We start from the raw sequence: 15,698 nt of genomic DNA, 5'->3' as shown, positions 1-15,698 counted from the left end.
CCTTGTCTGCCCCCGTGTACCCTTACCCTACAGAAGGAATGTTTACATGATCGATAAGCTCCTGCCTGCGACCCTGCGACGCCTGTTCTTACCCCTGATCGCTTGTGGCCTGCTGCTCGCTCCGACAGCCGAAGTCGCGGCCCATGCCGTGGTCACCGAATCCTCGCTCAAGCACAAGCCCATCGAAGTCAACCACGAAACCGAGGTCGTGCTGCATTTCAACTCCAACGTGGAGCTGGGCCTGTCCAAGGTCTTTCTGGTCAGCAAGGGCGACATCTATCACCCGCTGGAGATCGCCTCGGGCAAGAAGCCGGGTCAGGTGATCATCAAGGTGCCTGCCCTCAGCGAAGGCGATTACGCCATCAAATACAAGGTGTTCGCGGCCGACGGCCACATCACCGAAGACGTGCTTCGTTTCAAAGTCTCAGCTCAGCGGTAATTATTCATGTACATACAAGGCCTGGCCAATTTCATCGACGACTTCCTGGGCGGGCTGATGCTCATCAGCTACGCCCTGGTGGTCGGCAGCGTGCTGTGGAGCTTCTTCATCCTGCGCGTCGGCACTCCGGCGGCGGCCGGCGACGCCGTCGTCACGCGCAGCGTGAAGCTGCTCAATATCGGCGCCGTATCGCTGGCCGCCTCAGTGGGCACCAAGCTGGTGATCAAGGGCGCGGTGCTGGCCGCGACGCTGGGCGAACTGCCCTTGGGGCCTTACGCCAACACCGTGCAGTTCAAGGCCGGCCTGTTGCGGCTGATACTGGCTTTGGGCTTCATCTGGGTGGCCAAGCGCCTGAACCAGGCGCCGCGTGACAAGAGGAACTGGCAGATCGTCGCCCTGCTCACCCTGCCGCTGGTCGTCAGCGGCGCCTGGCTGGTACATGCGGTGGGCCGCTTCGAGCAACGCGAACTGCTGATGATCACCACCGTGGCGCACCAGCTCGCCGCCGCCGTCTGGTTCGGCTGCGTCGCGCAATTGATGGTTTTGTGGCGGACCAGCCGGCTGAACGACGAAGCCAAGGCCCTTTGGCCGCTGGCGATCACGCGCTTCGGCTTGCTGGGCGTCAGCTCGGTCGTGCTGCTGCTGGTCACCGGCCTGCCTTTGGCCTGGACCTACATCGGTAGTTGGGACGGCCTATTCGGCACCGGCTACGGCAGCCTGGTGGTCACCAAGGTGTGGCTGCTGCTGGTCGCCCTAGGATTCGCCTTCCTCAATCACCGCGCCGGCCGGCTTTGGCGGGCGAATGCCGGCGATCCGACCGTCACCAAAAAGGTTCCCTACTACATCGAAGCGGAAACCTTCATCCTGGTCGGCATCCTGTTCATCGCCGCGACGCTGTCTTCACAGCCGCCTTCGGTAGACATCCCGGACCGCACCGCCCAGGTCGCGGACGTGATCAACATGTTCAAACCGCGCCTGCCCAAGATCGAATCGCCCTCGCACGAAGCCCTGCTGGCGGGCGAGGCCGGCCGTGTGGCGGTGGTCGACAAGGTGCCCTCGGTCGCCGCGACCGAATGGTCGGACTACAACCACAACGTCTCCGGCCTGTTCCTCACCGGCATGGGCCTGCTGGCCATGTTGTCCTATGTCCGCGGGCTCCGCTGGGCGAACTATTGGCCGCTGGGCTTCGTGGGTCTGAGCTTGTTCCTGTTCTTCCGCAGCGACGCGGAAACCTGGCCGCTGGGTCCCATAGGATTCTGGGAGAGCACCTTCGGCAACGGCGAGGTCTTCCAGCACCGCATCGCCACCCTGCTGGCCTTCGTGCTGGGCGTCATGGAACTTCGCGCCCGCACCCATCCCGAAGCGCGCAAGCTGCAGTACGTATTTCCCATCCTGTGCGCATTCGGCGGCATCCTGCTGCTGACCCATGCGCACGCGGAATTCGAGCTCAAGAGCGAATTTCTGATCCAGTCCACCCACACCACCATGGGCCTGCTCGCCGTCATCATGGCGGCCGGCCGCTGGCTGGAATTGCGTCTGGCGACGAACGAGGGCTACGTGGAAGGGCGTTTCGCTGGTTTCATCGCCATCTCGGCCATGTTCCTGATCGGCAACTTCCTGATGTTCTATCGGGAGCCGCTTTACTGATCCAAAGCGATGGGTTAACCAGGAAGGCTGGAATGACCGTGGGGAATTCCAGCCCTCCTGTCGTAAACGTCGCTTGACCCTCCACCTTACAGGCCCATCACTCGGCATATACCGTCAGGCTGAAATAGCTCTGCCCTTCCCTTGCGGGCACGAAGCGGCTGCAGCCTCCTTCTTCCGCTGTACGCACGGCGTAGCCGAGGCGTTCGGCCAACGCAATCGCCTGCGCCAGGGTTTCCGCGGATCCTATGACGCGATCCGCTCCGGCTATGCCTTCATCGTCCACGGGAACGATCCTAACCGGGTATTCGTGGCTGATTCCGCATCGGGCCATGTGGTGTTTACTCGTGCAGCAATCGCTGTCGCTTCCGGCTTTGCGAGAGCGGGCTGAAGCCTACCCCCTCACGCTATTCCACTCGCCGGATGCGACCCTCGATGGCGGTGGTGACCGTTTTGTCGGGGAGACGCCCGATGGCCTCTTCCACCGCGCGGCGGAAGCTCACCGGCTCGCGGGCGATCAAGGGCGGGCTGGTTTCGCCCTTGCCCTTGGCAAACAGTACGTAGCCATCCTTGTAGCCCGAATCCCAGATGAAATCGGTGGTTCCCACCGTGTATCGACGCGTCAGATCGAGCGGGCGGAAATCCCGGCTGCCTTGCGGCCTGATCCCGACATCTTCGGCGGCCACCGTGAATCGCGGCGCATCCTCGTTGCCGACATTGCGGTACTCGAAGCGCAACCCGGAAACTTGGAGGAATCGGCCGTCGCCCAGATGGACCTTGGAAACCGCGTTGTTCAGGATGTCCAGCAGTTCAGCCCCCGTGACTTCTCCGGCGACCAACTGGTTGTCGAAATAGAAGAGGCCTTCCAGGTCGAGCGAGGTAATGGGCCCCGGCAGGATGTTGTCGTTGATGCGTATGCCGCCGCCGTTGGTGAAGGCCACGTCTGTTTTCATGCGCGTGCGGATCGTATCGGCCAGGAAATTGCCCAGCGCGGTTTCTCGCCCGCGCACCGCCGTCTCTATGCCTTCCAGCAGATTGACCGCCCGGCCCACGACCTCCCCGGCATCGCGGCCGGTCTGCTGCTTCACCGTGGCATTCAACTGCGCGCGGTATTTTTCCACCTCGGCCTGTAGCGCAGCATCCTTCTCGGTACCGGCATCCAGGTCGATCTTGCGCGGCGTGGCTTCTAAAGGCTGGCCGGGCCGCACGGTCACGTCGTAGACCACCGCGCTCTGGTTGTCCGCATCGGCCTTGGTGATCCAGGTCCGGCCGACGCGCTTTTGGATGTGAAAATGTTCGTGGCCGCCGACGATCAAGTCAATATCGGGAAACTCCGCCGCCAGCTTCTCGTCGTCGGCCAGATCCTGATGAGTCAGGGCGATCACCACTTGCGCGCCCTGCTCCTTCAGACTATCCAAGGACTTGCGCACGACCACCCGCCGGGCATCGCCCTCGTAGTCGTAGCGCACGTAATCGCGGTCGTTCACGTCGGTGGTTAGGCCGAATACGCCGACTTTCACGCCATCCAGCTCACGCACCAGCGTTTCATGCACATGGGTCAGGCGTTTGGACAGCGGCTCGCCTCCCGCCTGTGGAATCGACCGGTAATAGACATTGGCCGTCACCCAATCGAAATCCGACTGCGCCACCCGCCCCAGCAAGACGCCCGGGTCGCGATCGTCGAACTCGTGATTGCCGAAGGTGGCGATGAGATAGGGGTCGAACGCCGCGGGGTCGCCATCCAGCCCGTTCAGGATCTTCACGACGGGCTGGGCGCGCAGATATTTGCTCATCACCGAGGGAAACAGGATGTCGCCGCCATGCAGCACCAGCACCTTGCGCCCGCCGGCCTCCAACTGCTTGCGCAAGGTCCGCAAACGCGCGAAACCGCCCTTGCTCCCACCTTCCAGACCCTCGATCTTGTAGGTGTCGTTGACTTGCAGGAGGGTGAAGTGGGCATCGGCCGGCTTGTCCGTCGGCGGCCTGGTGCCGGCGGCACAGGCGGCAAGCGTGGAGGACAATACGGCGACGGCGGCTAAACGGTTCAATTTGGGCATGGTTGCTGACTCTTATTTTTACAGTTTTTTGCGAGGAGGCCCTTAAATAACAATAAAACCCGCGTATGAGTAGTTTCATCGCCTATGGCAAGCGCAAGGCACCCATGCGGCGAAAGCGGCGCAAACGGTTGCTGCCTCGCCCCCAAACGAATCTTTTCGGGCGCCCAGGTAGTGCAGAGCAATCAGGATATCTCGTTCGATCGATCGTTGCCGCTCAATTCCAAACCGAGGGCGAGCAGGGATTTCTTGACGTCCATGATGAGTAACCAGAGTGAAACGATGAGGCAGGTCAGGGAGGCGACGAAGAGCAAGGCGATCATCAGCCAGGCGTCCTGCAGGCCAAGCAACACCGTCACGAACAAGTCGATGATCAGCAAAGCGGCGAACAGCGCGCTCAGGGAAGCGAACTCTATGCTGTAGCGCAGCATGCGGGTGCGGCGCCAGAGCACGGCCATCTGTGCCTTGAGCTGGGATTTGTGCGGCTCGGACGCGTGCTCGGCATCCTTGGACAGGCTGCGCACGCGGTCTATGGAATGCGCGAGCCGGTTGTTGGTGGTGAGCAGCAGCAGACCGACCGCCGAGATCAGGATGACCGGGCCGATCGAGGTTTGCAGCAGGGGAATGAGATCATTGACGATCATAGGCTGGTCGCGGGTTAGTCGGGATTTGCCGCTTACTCTAACAAGACTCGGCCACTCGGCCGTCGAAAACTTTCCCCCGTGAATTGAACCTTGCATGCGTCTCGGGAATATACGAAGGAACCCTGGATCGCATGGGGTCCTCGAATCACTGGAGACGACATGAAAAAACATGCACTTATCAGCGCGCTGCTCTCGGTCAACGCGTATGCGGCGCCGGAATTGATCACCGCCCCTGGGGCGGACACCCCGTTGTACAGCGTGGTGGTGGTCGACAGCCGTAAACTCAAAACAAGCCTGCGCGACGCCCTGGCGCAGATACCCGGGGAAGAATGCATCGCAGCGGCGGACACCAACTCGATACCGAGCTGTCCGGGATTGACGCTCGCCGGAACCTACAGCTACAACATGGCGTCAGGGTTCGTGCCGTTCCCGGACCCCAACGATCCGCGCAAACAGCTAAGGGTGGACGGAATCAAGATCAAGCAATTCAGCAATTTCCAGGTGCCCGGCCCGTGCACCGTGGTCAACGGAACCACGACATGCCCGCCGCTTCCTCCGCTGCAAATCGTATCGGCAAGGTTCAACCGCCCCACCACCGAATTCGGCTTCACCTTCCGAGCAAATCGGCCCGACCTGATCCCGCCGTTTATCGCTGGCTTCAACGTGATCGCAAACGGGCAAGACCTGGGATTCGTACCGGTCCAGCCGGACGGCGTGCAGTACATCGGAGTAAAAGCCGCCGAAGGGCTGCAGAACGTCAGCTTCCGGCCGGTCGACTATCAAGCCGTGATCAATGCGGGCGACTACGGCGTCATCGGCCCGTTCTACGGTGACAAGTTTTACTATCGCTGATAAGCGGTGGCGGATCGCCCTTGCGGGCATCCGCCCTACCAAGGCGAAAAGGCATTCGACAGGTCGCGGCTGATATCTTCCACGGTTTCCAAGCCGACAGCGATTCTCACCAAGCCGTCCGCGATGCCGGCAGCGGCGCGATCTTCGGGCGACAACCGGCCGTGTGTGGTGGTGGCGGGATGGGTGATGGTGGTCTTGGCGTCGCCCAGATTGGCGGTGATGGACAGCAAGCGGGTCGAGTCGATCAGCTTCCAGGCGGCCTCCTTGCCGCCCTTCACTTCGAAGCTGACCACGCCGCCGCCGCTCTTCTGCTGGCGCAAAGCCAGATCGTGCTGGGGATGCGAAGGCAGGCCGGGATAATACACCCGCTCAACCCAAGACTGAGATTCCAGCCAGTGCGCCAGTTGCAGCGCGTTCTCGCTGTGCGCCTTCATGCGCAATCCCAAGGTTTCCAGGCCTTTCAGGAAGACCCAGGCATTGAACGGACTCATAGTCGGCCCGCCGGTGCGTAGCCAGGGATAGATGTCCTTGTCGAGCAAATCCTGCCGTCCGACGACCGCACCGCCGATGCAACGCCCCTGCCCGTCCAGATATTTGGTCGCCGAATGCACGACGATGTCTGCGCCCAATTCCAGAGGCTTCTGCAAGATCGGCGTGAGGAAACAGTTGTCCACCACCAGCAGACTGCCTTGCGCGTGAGCGATGTCGGCCAGGCGGCGGATGTCGGCGATCTGCGTCAGCGGATTGGAGGGGGTTTCCAGGAACAGGAAACGGGTCTCCGGTCGGATCGCCGCTTCCCACGCCGCATAGTCCGTCAGGTCGACGAAAGTCGTCGGGACGCCGAACTTGGCGAAGTAGTTCTGGAATAAAATGGTCGTGTTGCCGAATACGCCGCGCGAACACACCACGTGATCGCCCGCCTTCAATAAGCCCATCCCCACCGCGGCGATCGCCGCCATCCCCGACGCGAAGGCGATGCAGCGCTCGCCGCCTTCCAGCGCCGCCAGCCGTTCTTCGAAAGTGCGTACCGTGGGATTGGTGAAGCGCGAATAGATATTGCCCGGCACCTTACCGGAGAAACGCTCGGCGGCATCGGCGGCACTGCCGAACACATAGCTGGAGGTCGCGAAGATCGGATCGCTATGCTCCTGCTCCTGAGTCCGCCGCTGCCCCGCGCGCACCGCACGAGTTTCCGGGCCAAAATCGTTCCAATCGAAATCAGTCATCGGTAGGGTTATCTCGGGTTACGAAAAGTGAGAAAAAATATTTCGTAGGGTGGAATCGCGGCTCTTTGGCGTATTCCACCGTTCTTGGTATTCCATGTGGTGTCGCAATACGGCCAATGTAGTGTCGTCATTCCTGCATGGATTGCCGGAATCCAGGTTACAGGGATGTAAAACGCCTCAGCCATCCGTGGCCTCTGGACCCCGGCATTCCCTGCCGGGGTGACGATGCGCCTCTTAACTTAACGACATTGGCTATGCGACTATCTCCTAATCCGCGAGGGCTCCGGATCCGACACGATATGCGGTCGGGAAATAGATGGAGTCATTTCCATCCTAATTCGGAGTAGAGCTTTTTGTCGAGTTCCGGGAAATCGGACTTGTATACCCCCCACCCCATGTACTCATAGTATTGGGTCATGGCCTCGAAGTGACTCCCCGCCTCGACAGACCAGACGAGTCTGGCGGTTGGGCCAAGGAGTTTGCGCGCGGCTTCGCCTTGAGCACCGGCGAGGCAAAACGTTTGCTCGTTCTCCAACTCGACCCACAGTTCGTGCAACATGCTCACCGCTCAACTTGCATTATGCATTTCAATCACCGACGAAGCGCTTTCCCTTTGCGCCTTGGCCGAGTCGCAGCGATATTCCCCTAGGTGATCGAGATAAGCCTGGTTGATGTCGCCGGTGACGTATTCGTTATTGAAACAGGAGGTATCGAAGCGGGTGACGTTGGGATTGCCCTTCTGCACGGATTCGATGAGATCGTCCAGATCCTGATAGATCAGCCAGTCCGCGCCGAGTTCGGCCTGCACTTCCGCTTCGGTGCGACCGTGGGCGACGAGCTCTTCGGCCGCCGGCATGTCGATGCCGTAGACGTTCGGATAACGCACCGGCGGGGAGGCGGAGGCGAAATAGACGTTCTTCGCGCCGGCTTCGCGGGCCATCTGGATGATTTGCATGGACGTGGTGCCGCGCACGATGGAATCGTCCACCAATAATACGTTTTTGTCCTTGAATTCCAGGCTGATCGCATTGAGCTTCTGACGCACGGATTTCTCCCGCAACTGCTGCCCCGGCATGATGAAGGTGCGGCCGATGTAGCGGTTCTTGATGAAGCCTTCGCGGTATTTCACGCCCAGCCGGGTGGCCAGTTCCAGCGCGGCGTTGCGGCTGGTGTCGGGTATGGGGATGACCACATCGATGTCGTGATTGGGCCGTTCGCGCAGGATTTTTTCGGCCAGCTTATCGCCCATGCGCATGCGGGCCTTGTAGACGGAGATGTTGTCGATGATGGAGTCGGGACGGGCGAAATAGACGAACTCGAAGATGCACGGCGAATAGATGGGGTTGGCCGCGCACTGCCGGCTGTGCAACGTGCCGTCCTTCTCGATGATGAAGGCCTCGCCGGGCGCGATGTCGCGTATGACCTTGAAGCCGAGAACGTCCAGCGCCACGCTTTCCGACGCGATCATGTATTCGACGCCGGATTCCGTGCGGCGCTCGCCGTAGACCAGCGGCCGGATGCCGTAGGGGTCGCGGAAACCGATGATGCCGAAGCCGGTAATCATGGCCACCACGGCGTAAGCGCCTCGGCAACGTTGATGCACGCCGGCAACGGCACGGAATACGTCGTCCGCTTCTATGCGCAGCTTGCCGATTTCCTGCAGTTCGTGAGCGAGAACGTTCAACAGGACTTCGGAATCGGAGTCCGTGTTGATATGGCGTTGGTCCTGAACGAACAGCGCTTCCTTGAGGGCGGGGGCGTTGGTGAGGTTGCCGTTATGCGCCAGGGCGATACCGTAGGGCGAGTTGACGTAGAACGGCTGCGCCTCGGCGGAACTGGTGCAACCGGCGGTCGGATAGCGCACGTGAGCAATGCCCATATGGCCTATCAGACTGCGCATGTGGCGGGTGTGAAAAACATCGCGCACCAGGCCGCTGTCCTTGCGCAGATGGAAACGATCGCCTTCGCAAGTGACGATACCCGCGGCGTCCTGCCCCCGATGCTGAAGTACCGTCAACGCTTCGTAGAGCTCCTGGTTGACGTTTTCATAGGAAACGATACCGGCGATGCCACACATGGTCGTCTTACCTTTTAACTGAAGAGGGGGGATAGTTGACGTAAGCCGAGATGCCCGAGGGGAGCTGAGCCCGCAGCCATAGCGCCAAATTCTGAAACGGAGGGATGAGTCTGGATTGCTTCCACCACGGGTCTTCCGGGATCGGAGTGGCGCCGGCCAGAAGCACCAGTACGGAGACGATCAGGCCACCGCGCGCCACGCCGAATAACAGACCGGCCAGCCGATCGGTTCCGCTGAGGCCGGTGAACGACACCAGCTTCCCCAGCAGGTAGCCGAGCAATCCGCCCACCAGCAGCGTGCCGACGAACAAGGCCAGGAACGAGGCCGCCATGCGCGCGGAAGGCGCCGGTATCTTGTTCTCGAACAGTACGGACACGTCGCGGCTGTAGTGCAAGCCGAGCCAGATCGCCGCACCCCAGAGCGCCAGCGAAAACACCTCGCGGATCAGCCCGCGCATCAGCCCGATCAGGGCCGAAAGTGCAAGCAGCCCCAGAATGCCGTAGTCGATCCAGATCAGGTTGTTTAAATCGAGGTTCACCGTGGACCTATCCCGGCATACCAGCGCTGCTGGGCTTTAGGGGTGAGGAACGATGATGCCCTTGATTCCGACACTGCCTTCGATCTGCTTCTGGGTCTGCTCGGCGCGGGCGCGATCCAATTCTGGGCCGACCTGCACGCGATAGGTGAAGCCGGACTCGCCGGGCGCGCGCTCCACGAAGGCGGCGAAGCGCGACTGGCGGAGTTTCTCCGCTAAAGCCTTGGCTTTGGCTTCGCTGGTGAAACTGCCGGTCTGAACGACCCAAGCGGTCAGTTCCTCCGACTCCGGCTTGCTCGTCGGGGCAGGGGCGGCGGCGGGAGCGACCGGCTTGGCCGGCGGCGCTACGGCGGGCTTGGATGCCGGTGCGGGCTTGGGCGTCACGCTCTTGAACGGCGGCGCGTCCACTTCGACATCGGCATGGTTCGGTTCAACCGGTGCGACTTTGGGTTTGGCCACAGATGGCGGGGTGACCTCAGTTTTCTTCGCCACGCCCGCCGATGCGGGCGCAACGGCCTGAGGCGGAGGAGTCTTCGGTTTCTTGGTGTCGATTGGCGTTTTGTCGGCAGGCGGAAGCTTCACGCCGACTGGCTTCTGGGCAATTCCCGCGACCGGCGGCTTCTCGGCTTTGGCCGGCTTTTCCTGCACCTTAGGAAACTCGTCCTCCTCCGCGACCGGCTCGGAATCGCCGGCCTCATCGGTCGGCGCGGAAGCACCGGGAGAGGCGGGCTTCGCTTCGGCAGTATCGGCTTTTTTCGCCGGCGCTTCGTCGGTCAACGGTATGATGCGATAGCCCGCGCTTCCCGTTTCCGCCTTTTCGTCCTTGGGTGCGACATCTTCGGCGGATTTGGGCAGTTCTATCGTTTTCTCCATGACTTCGTCCGGAATCGGAGGAATGCCGCCGCCCGAGCGCTGCGGGTCCTTGTCGTCGAACAGCATGGGAACGAATATCACAACCAGAGCAACGACGATGGTCACGCCGATCAGACGTTGCTTCAACTGCTGATCCATAGAACTCTACCTCGAAGAAATCAGGGCTCTAAGGCCAAAAACTCGGAAACCAGAAAAAACGAGCCGAATACAACGACCACGTCATCATTGTGCGCGTTACGTCGAGCGGCGGCAAACGCGGAAGCCGCATCGGCATAGCCTTCGCTGACGGCATCGATGCTGCAGTGGCCGAATACGTCTACCAGTTCCGACGAAGTGGCCGCGCGCGGCATTTTCAACGGAGCCAGATACCAGCGATCCACCAAGGGCGCCATGGGAGTGACCACCCCCTCGATGTCTTTGTCGCGCATGACTGCAAATACCGCGTGAACGCGCCGGCCGGGAAAACGGGCCTTGAGATGATCGGCCAATACGCGCGCGGACTGCGGATTGTGCGCGACATCCAGCAGCACCGGCGGGGTGCCGTCGATGAGTTGGAATCTCCCCTGCAGCTTGACCGAGCTTAATCCCTCGTGGACGGCATTTTCGCCGACCGGCCGTTTTCCCCGGATGGAACCGAGTACCTGCAAAACCGCTGCGGCATTGAACAACTGGTGTTCGCCGCATAAAGCGGGCAGAGGCAAACCGGCCAAAGTGCCACCGGCCCCCCACCAATTCCATCCCGATTCCGTTTTTTCAAAACCGAAATCCCGCCCGGACAAATCCAGGCGAATTCCGGTTTCGGCGGCATAGGCCAGCAAGGTCTTAGGCGGATCGCTGTCACCCACGACCGCAGGCCGGCCGGGACGGAATATGCCGGCCTTTTCCAAGGCGATGGCCTCCCGGGTGTCCCCCAGCCACTCCTGATGATCCAGATCGATACTGGCGATCAGCACCGCATCGGCATCGACGATATTCACGGCGTCGAGACGACCACCCAGCCCCACTTCCAGTATCTGCACGTCCAACTCGGATTGCGCGAAGATGTCGAGCGCGGCCAGGGTACCGAATTCGAAAAAGCTGAGGCTGGTATCGCCGCGCGCCCGGTCGATGCGATCGAAGGACCGACAGATACTTTCGTCGTCGAGAACCTGGCCGTCGATACGCATGCGTTCGTTATACCGCAGCAAATGTGGCGAGGTGTAGGCGCCGACACGGTAGCCCTGGGCCCGCAGGATGGCATCCAGCATGGCGACGCTGGAACCCTTGCCATTGGTGCCGCCGACCGCGATCGTGAACGGCATGGGCAAAGGGGTGCCCATGCCCTGAAATACCCGCCTTACCCGGGCCAGGCCCAAATCAATGGTTTTGGGGTGCAGGGCTTCCTGCCAGACCAGCCATTCGTCCAGCGTGGAAAATCGCATGCTTTGAATTGGGGTCTTAGTTGGAATCTAGCTGTCCGGCAGCGAGGTACGCGGGTTCGGCATGCATCAGCAAGGCCAACAGGCTGGCTATCCGATCCCTGAGTTCGCGCCGGTCAACGATCATGTCGATGGCGCCGTGCTCCAGGAGAAACTCGCTACGCTGGAAACCTTCCGGCAGTTTTTCCCGCACCGTCTGCTCGATGACGCGGGGACCGGCGAAGCCGATGAGCGCGCCGGGCTCGCCTATGTTGATGTCGCCCAGCATGGCCAGACTCGCCGACACTCCGCCCATGGTCGGATCGGTCAGCACCGAGATGAACGGCAAGCCCTGATCGGCCAACTTGGCCAACACGGCGCTGGTCTTGGCCATCTGGAACAAGGACAGCAAGGATTCCTGCATGCGCGCGCCGCCGCTGGCAGAAAAGCAGACCAGGGGAATACGTCTTTCCAGGCACGCATTGGCGCCCCGGACGAATCGCTCGCCGGCCACCGACCCCATCGACCCGCCCATGAACTCGAAATTGAATGCGGCGGCCACCAAGGGGCGTCCCTTGAGGGTACCGCGCGCGACGACCATGGAGTCTTTTTCACCGGTCGCCTTTTGGGACTGGCTCAAGCGATCCTTGTACTTCTTGCTGTCCTTGAATTTGAGCGGGTCCACCGGGCTCAAGCGTTCGCCCAGTTCGACCAGGCTGCCTTCATCCAGAAACTGGCCCAGGCGCTTACGGCCATGGATGCGCATGTGATGGCCGCATTTCGGACATACGTCGAGATTGCGTTCGAGCTCCGCGCGATAAAGGATGGCGTTGCAACTGGCACACTTGCACCACAAGCCTTCCGGAACGGTGCTCTTGGATGAGGCCTCGGTGCGTATCTTCGACGTCACCAGTTTGTTGAACCAACTACTCACAGAACCCCCTCTCTCTAGTTCTTATCAGGCGTCCAGCGCCGCTCGCAGCTCACGCAACAGGGCAGTGATCTCATTGCGCGCGAGATCGGTATCGTCTCCGGCACTCTCGATCTTACTCACCAAAGCGCTTCCGACTACGACAGCGTCCGCCAGCTTGGCGACCGCCCCCGCCGTCTCCGCATTTTTTACGCCAAAACCTACGCCAACGGGTAGGCTGGTGAGTGAACGGATTTCCTCCAGCTTGCGTTCCACATCACCCAAATCGAGATGCGAGGCGCCGGTAACACCCTTGAGCGAAACATAATAGAGATAGCCGCTACCCAGTTGCCCCATCTTGCGTATGCGCTCAGGGGTGCTATTAGGAGCCAGCAAAAAAATGGGTGCAACCTCCGCCTGATTCAACAACGAAATCAGCTCGCCCGACTCTTCCGGCGGCATATCCACCGTCAGAACCCCGTCGACGCCGGCCTTTTTCGCTGCCGTCACGAATGCCGCGTACCCCAAACTCTCGACGGGATTGAGGTAACCCATCAATACGATGGGGGTTTCGGCATCCTGCTTCCGGAACTCTTCCACCATCCCTAGCACCTTGCGCAAGCTGGTCTTATGCGCCAACGCGCGCTCGCTGGCCTTTTGTATCACGGGACCATCGGCCATGGGATCGGAAAACGGCACGCCGAGTTCGATGATGTCCGCACCGGCTTCGACCATGGCGTGCAGCGTGGGCACGGTGAAATCCGGATTCGGGTCGCCGGCCGTGATGAAAGGAATCAGCGCCTTGCGCCCTTGGGATTTGAGGGTGTCGAGTTTGGCGGAAATACGGCTCACAGGGTGATTCCTTCGCGTGCGGCTATGGTATTGATGTCTTTGTCGCCTCGACCGGACAGATTCACCAGGATCTGCTGATCCGGACTCAGGGTCGGCGCGAGCTTCATGGCGTAAGCGATGGCATGGCTGGATTCCAGCGCCGGGATGATGCCTTCCAGCCGGGTCAGGGTATGGAAACCTTGCATGGCTTCGTCGTCGGTGATGCTGACGTAAGTCGCACGGCCGCTGTCCTTGAGCCACGCATGCTCGGGGCCGACGCCGGGATAATCCAGTCCGGCCGAGATCGAGTGAGTTTCTATGATTTCGCCGTCCTCGTCTTCCATGAGATAGGTCCGGTTGCCATGCAGCACGCCGGGACGACCGGCGCTCAACGGGGCGGAATGACGCCCGGTTTCGATCCCGTCACCCGCCGCCTCCACACCGTACATGGCTACGTCGTGGTCGTCGATGAAGGGGTAGAACAAGCCTATCGCGTTCGAACCGCCGCCGACGCAGGCGACCAGGGCGTCCGGTAGGCGCCCGGTCAGCTCCGTCATCTGCTGCTTCGCCTCGCGGCCGATGATGGCCTGGAAATCGCGGACCATGGCGGGATAGGGATGAGGACCGGCCACCGTGCCGATAATGTAAAAAGTGTTGTCGACATAGGTCACCCAATCGCGCATGGCTTCGTTGAGCGCGTCCTTCAGGGTCTTGGAGCCGGACTCTACCGGCACGACTTTGGCGCCCAGCAACTTCATGCGCAAGACATTGGGCGCCTGCCGGGCCACGTCCACCGCGCCCATGTAGACCACGCATTCCAAGCCCAGACGCGCAGCTACCGTTGCCGTCGCGACGCCGTGTTGACCGGCACCGGTTTCGGCGATGATGCGGGTCTTGCCCATGCGCTTGGCCAGCAGAGCCTGACCGATGGTGTTGTTGACCTTGTGCGCGCCGGTGTGATTCAGGTCTTCACGCTTTAGGAAAATCTGTGCGCCACCCAGTTCGCGGCTCAGGCGTTCGGCGTGATAAACCGGACTTGGTCTGCCGACGTAGTGCTTGAGGTCGTAATCGAGTTCCGCGAGAAACTCAGGATCCTTGATGTAGCGGTAATAGGCCGCGGTCAACTCCTGGATCGGAGCCATCAGCGTTTCTGCCACAAACACGCCGCCGTACGGACCGAAATGACCGTTCGCGTCGGGCAGGTTGTAGGGTTCAGTTGAGTTTTGCATGGTCAAACCTTTGGACCTCTCTCAGAAATTCCGCCATTTTGTCGCCATCCTTGACGCCCTTCGTCGCTTCCACGCCGCTGCTCACGTCTACCGCATAAGGGTTTACCTGCATAAGGGCCGCCGCGACATTGTCTGGACGTAATCCGCCTGCCAGGATGATCGGCAAGGGGCAAACCGACGGCACCCACGCCCAATCGAAGCTCGTCCCCGTGCCGCCTTTGGCGTCCTTGTTGTCTGCGTCCAGCAACAAGCCGGCAGCGTCAGAGTAATCCTCCGCCACACGCAGCAAATCCGTATCGTGACGCATGCGTATGGCCTTGATGTAGGGCCGGCCGCCGCCGGCACATGCCTCAGGGCGTTCGTCACCATGGAACTGCAATAGGTCGATACGGACCTGCTGAGTCACCTCATAGAGGTATTCTTGGCTCGCGTCCACAAAAAGCCCTACCACCGTAACAAAGGGGGGCAAGCTCGCGACGATCGCCCTTGCCTGCTCGACTCCGACATTACGAGGACTGGGGGGGTAAAAAACCAAACCAATCGCGTCGGCCCCAAGGCGCACGGCCGCCAGTGCGTCATCGGGACGAGTGAAGCCGCAGATTTTAACGCGAGTTCGCATGTCGGTGCATGGTCGATTTTAGTGATTTATGGCTTTGTGCCGGGCGAGATTTTCAAATCTCGGTTTGCCGAGCGATTTTCCCACATAAGCAATTACCGAGAAATTCTAAAATCACTCCGCCGAGATTCTCTATTCGTGCCAGAAAAGACGTCGCAATAAAAAACCCCCGTCTTGATTTTAAGAGCGGGGGTTTAGGGGTTAGGTGCCTGGCAGTTCCCTACTTTCGCATGGGGGTCCACACTATCATCGGCGCTAAGCGGTTTCACTTCCGAGGTCGGGATGGGATCGGGTGGTTCCCGCTCGCTCTGGCCACCAGGCAAAACTGGTTAAGCTTTTGGAGCTTTTGTTGTTCATCGGCAAGGCCTTAG

General features: G+C 60.7%; 16 protein-coding genes and 1 rRNA gene. 3 read left to right on the top strand and 14 right to left on the bottom strand.

The features are described 5' to 3' along the window. Window positions 1–46 precede the first annotated feature (46 nt). Together JWZ97_RS18245 and JWZ97_RS18240 are read left to right on the top strand one after the other, a co-directional pair. Window positions 47–439, top strand: coding sequence for a copper resistance CopC family protein (locus tag JWZ97_RS18245; RefSeq protein ID WP_205432058.1), 393 nt, complete (start codon window positions 47–49; stop codon window positions 437–439). A 6-nt stretch (window positions 440–445) separates the two neighbouring features. Next, a complete protein-coding gene (locus JWZ97_RS18240) occupies window positions 446–2,086 on the top strand; it encodes a copper resistance D family protein (protein ID WP_205432057.1) in 1,641 nt (546 codons plus the stop codon). Between the two features lie 97 nt (window positions 2,087–2,183). On the opposite strand, the gene JWZ97_RS18235 is transcribed toward JWZ97_RS18240, so the two are convergent. From JWZ97_RS18235 to JWZ97_RS18225, 3 genes are all read right to left on the bottom strand, one after another. Next, entirely contained in the window at window positions 2,184–2,417 is a 234-nt protein-coding gene (locus JWZ97_RS18235) for a hypothetical protein (protein WP_205432056.1), read from the bottom strand. Between the two features lie 73 nt (window positions 2,418–2,490). Continuing rightward, the gene (locus JWZ97_RS18230) at window positions 2,491–4,140 is read right to left on the bottom strand and encodes a bifunctional UDP-sugar hydrolase/5'-nucleotidase (protein ID WP_205432055.1); all 1,650 of its coding nucleotides are present in this window, start codon (window positions 4,138–4,140) and stop codon (window positions 2,491–2,493) included. Window positions 4,141–4,322: 182 nt separating this feature from the next. After that, window positions 4,323–4,781 carry a DUF2721 domain-containing protein gene (locus JWZ97_RS18225; RefSeq protein WP_205432054.1) on the bottom strand — a complete coding sequence of 153 codons (459 nt, stop codon included), beginning with the start codon at window positions 4,779–4,781 and terminating at the stop codon, window positions 4,323–4,325. Window positions 4,782–4,940: 159 nt separating this feature from the next. Between JWZ97_RS18225 and JWZ97_RS18220 the strand changes: the two genes are divergently transcribed. Then, a complete protein-coding gene (locus JWZ97_RS18220; RefSeq protein ID WP_205432053.1) occupies window positions 4,941–5,633 on the top strand; it encodes a hypothetical protein in 693 nt (230 codons plus the stop codon). 35 nt (window positions 5,634–5,668) lie between these two features. On the opposite strand, the gene JWZ97_RS18215 is transcribed toward JWZ97_RS18220, so the two are convergent. The 11 genes from JWZ97_RS18215 to rrf all read right to left on the bottom strand — a co-directional run bounded on the left by JWZ97_RS18215 (window position 5,669) and on the right by rrf (window position 15,647). Then, entirely contained in the window at window positions 5,669–6,859 is a 1,191-nt protein-coding gene (locus tag JWZ97_RS18215) for an O-succinylhomoserine sulfhydrylase (RefSeq protein ID WP_205432052.1), read from the bottom strand. Between the two features lie 322 nt (window positions 6,860–7,181). Further along, window positions 7,182–7,418 (bottom strand): hypothetical protein, encoded by a 237-nt coding sequence (locus JWZ97_RS18210; protein ID WP_205432051.1) that lies wholly within the window; start codon window positions 7,416–7,418, stop codon window positions 7,182–7,184. A 9-nt stretch (window positions 7,419–7,427) separates the two neighbouring features. After that, complete coding sequence (gene purF, locus JWZ97_RS18205) at window positions 7,428–8,936, bottom strand: amidophosphoribosyltransferase (RefSeq protein WP_205432050.1); 1,509 nt, start codon at window positions 8,934–8,936, stop codon at window positions 7,428–7,430. 7 nt (window positions 8,937–8,943) lie between these two features. Further along, entirely contained in the window at window positions 8,944–9,474 is a 531-nt protein-coding gene (locus JWZ97_RS18200) for a CvpA family protein (RefSeq protein ID WP_240342392.1), read from the bottom strand. Between the two features lie 36 nt (window positions 9,475–9,510). Then, complete coding sequence (locus JWZ97_RS18195) at window positions 9,511–10,482, bottom strand: SPOR domain-containing protein (protein WP_205432047.1); 972 nt, start codon at window positions 10,480–10,482, stop codon at window positions 9,511–9,513. Between the two features lie 20 nt (window positions 10,483–10,502). Continuing rightward, a complete protein-coding gene (folC, locus tag JWZ97_RS18190; RefSeq protein ID WP_205432045.1) occupies window positions 10,503–11,765 on the bottom strand; it encodes a bifunctional tetrahydrofolate synthase/dihydrofolate synthase in 1,263 nt (420 codons plus the stop codon). 16 nt (window positions 11,766–11,781) lie between these two features. Continuing rightward, the gene (accD, locus tag JWZ97_RS18185) at window positions 11,782–12,675 is read right to left on the bottom strand and encodes an acetyl-CoA carboxylase, carboxyltransferase subunit beta (protein WP_205432043.1); all 894 of its coding nucleotides are present in this window, start codon (window positions 12,673–12,675) and stop codon (window positions 11,782–11,784) included. 24 nt (window positions 12,676–12,699) lie between these two features. Then, on the bottom strand, window positions 12,700–13,503 hold the full coding sequence (trpA, locus tag JWZ97_RS18180) for a tryptophan synthase subunit alpha (protein ID WP_205432042.1): 804 nt from the start codon (window positions 13,501–13,503) through the stop codon (window positions 12,700–12,702). Beyond that, entirely contained in the window at window positions 13,500–14,711 is a 1,212-nt protein-coding gene (gene trpB, locus JWZ97_RS18175) for a tryptophan synthase subunit beta (RefSeq protein ID WP_205432040.1), read from the bottom strand. The genes trpA and trpB overlap by 4 nt, the downstream gene beginning before the upstream one ends. Continuing rightward, window positions 14,695–15,330: a phosphoribosylanthranilate isomerase gene (locus JWZ97_RS18170; RefSeq protein WP_205432039.1), complete on the bottom strand. Its 636-nt coding sequence runs from the start codon at window positions 15,328–15,330 to the stop codon at window positions 14,695–14,697. Before JWZ97_RS18170 ends, trpB begins: the two co-directional genes overlap by 17 nt. Window positions 15,331–15,534: 204 nt before the next feature. After that, window positions 15,535–15,647 (bottom strand): 5S ribosomal RNA (gene rrf, locus JWZ97_RS18165). Window positions 15,648–15,698: the final 51 nt, after the last annotated feature.

The sequence above is a fragment of the Methylococcus sp. EFPC2 genome, assembly GCF_016925495.1.
In the GTDB taxonomy this organism is placed as follows: Bacteria; Pseudomonadota; Gammaproteobacteria; order Methylococcales; family Methylococcaceae; genus EFPC2.
The sequence above is the reverse complement of the archived record's forward strand: the minus strand, read 5'-3'. Positions and strand labels throughout refer to the sequence as shown.

Bases quoted from the DNA above. Each gene is read 5' to 3' on its own strand.
- purF (WP_205432050.1), bottom strand. From the start codon at position 8,936: ATGTGTGGCATCGCCGGTATCGTTTCCTATGAAAACGTCAACCAGGAG.
- JWZ97_RS18225 (WP_205432054.1), bottom strand. From the start codon at position 4,781: ATGATCGTCAATGATCTCATTCCCCTGCTGCAAACCTCGATCGGCCCG.
- JWZ97_RS18235 (WP_205432056.1), bottom strand. From the start codon at position 2,417: ATGGCCCGATGCGGAATCAGCCACGAATACCCGGTTAGGATCGTTCCC.
- JWZ97_RS18240 (WP_205432057.1), top strand. From the start codon at position 446: ATGTACATACAAGGCCTGGCCAATTTCATCGACGACTTCCTGGGCGGG.
- JWZ97_RS18215 (WP_205432052.1), bottom strand. From the start codon at position 6,859: ATGACTGATTTCGATTGGAACGATTTTGGCCCGGAAACTCGTGCGGTG.
- JWZ97_RS18195 (WP_205432047.1), bottom strand. From the start codon at position 10,482: ATGGATCAGCAGTTGAAGCAACGTCTGATCGGCGTGACCATCGTCGTT.
- JWZ97_RS18210 (WP_205432051.1), bottom strand. From the start codon at position 7,418: ATGTTGCACGAACTGTGGGTCGAGTTGGAGAACGAGCAAACGTTTTGC.
- trpB (WP_205432040.1), bottom strand. From the start codon at position 14,711: ATGCAAAACTCAACTGAACCCTACAACCTGCCCGACGCGAACGGTCAT.
- JWZ97_RS18170 (WP_205432039.1), bottom strand. From the start codon at position 15,330: ATGCGAACTCGCGTTAAAATCTGCGGCTTCACTCGTCCCGATGACGCA.
- JWZ97_RS18245 (WP_205432058.1), top strand. From the start codon at position 47: ATGATCGATAAGCTCCTGCCTGCGACCCTGCGACGCCTGTTCTTACCC.
- JWZ97_RS18230 (WP_205432055.1), bottom strand. From the start codon at position 4,140: ATGCCCAAATTGAACCGTTTAGCCGCCGTCGCCGTATTGTCCTCCACG.
- folC (WP_205432045.1), bottom strand. From the start codon at position 11,765: ATGCGATTTTCCACGCTGGACGAATGGCTGGTCTGGCAGGAAGCCCTG.
- JWZ97_RS18220 (WP_205432053.1), top strand. From the start codon at position 4,941: ATGAAAAAACATGCACTTATCAGCGCGCTGCTCTCGGTCAACGCGTAT.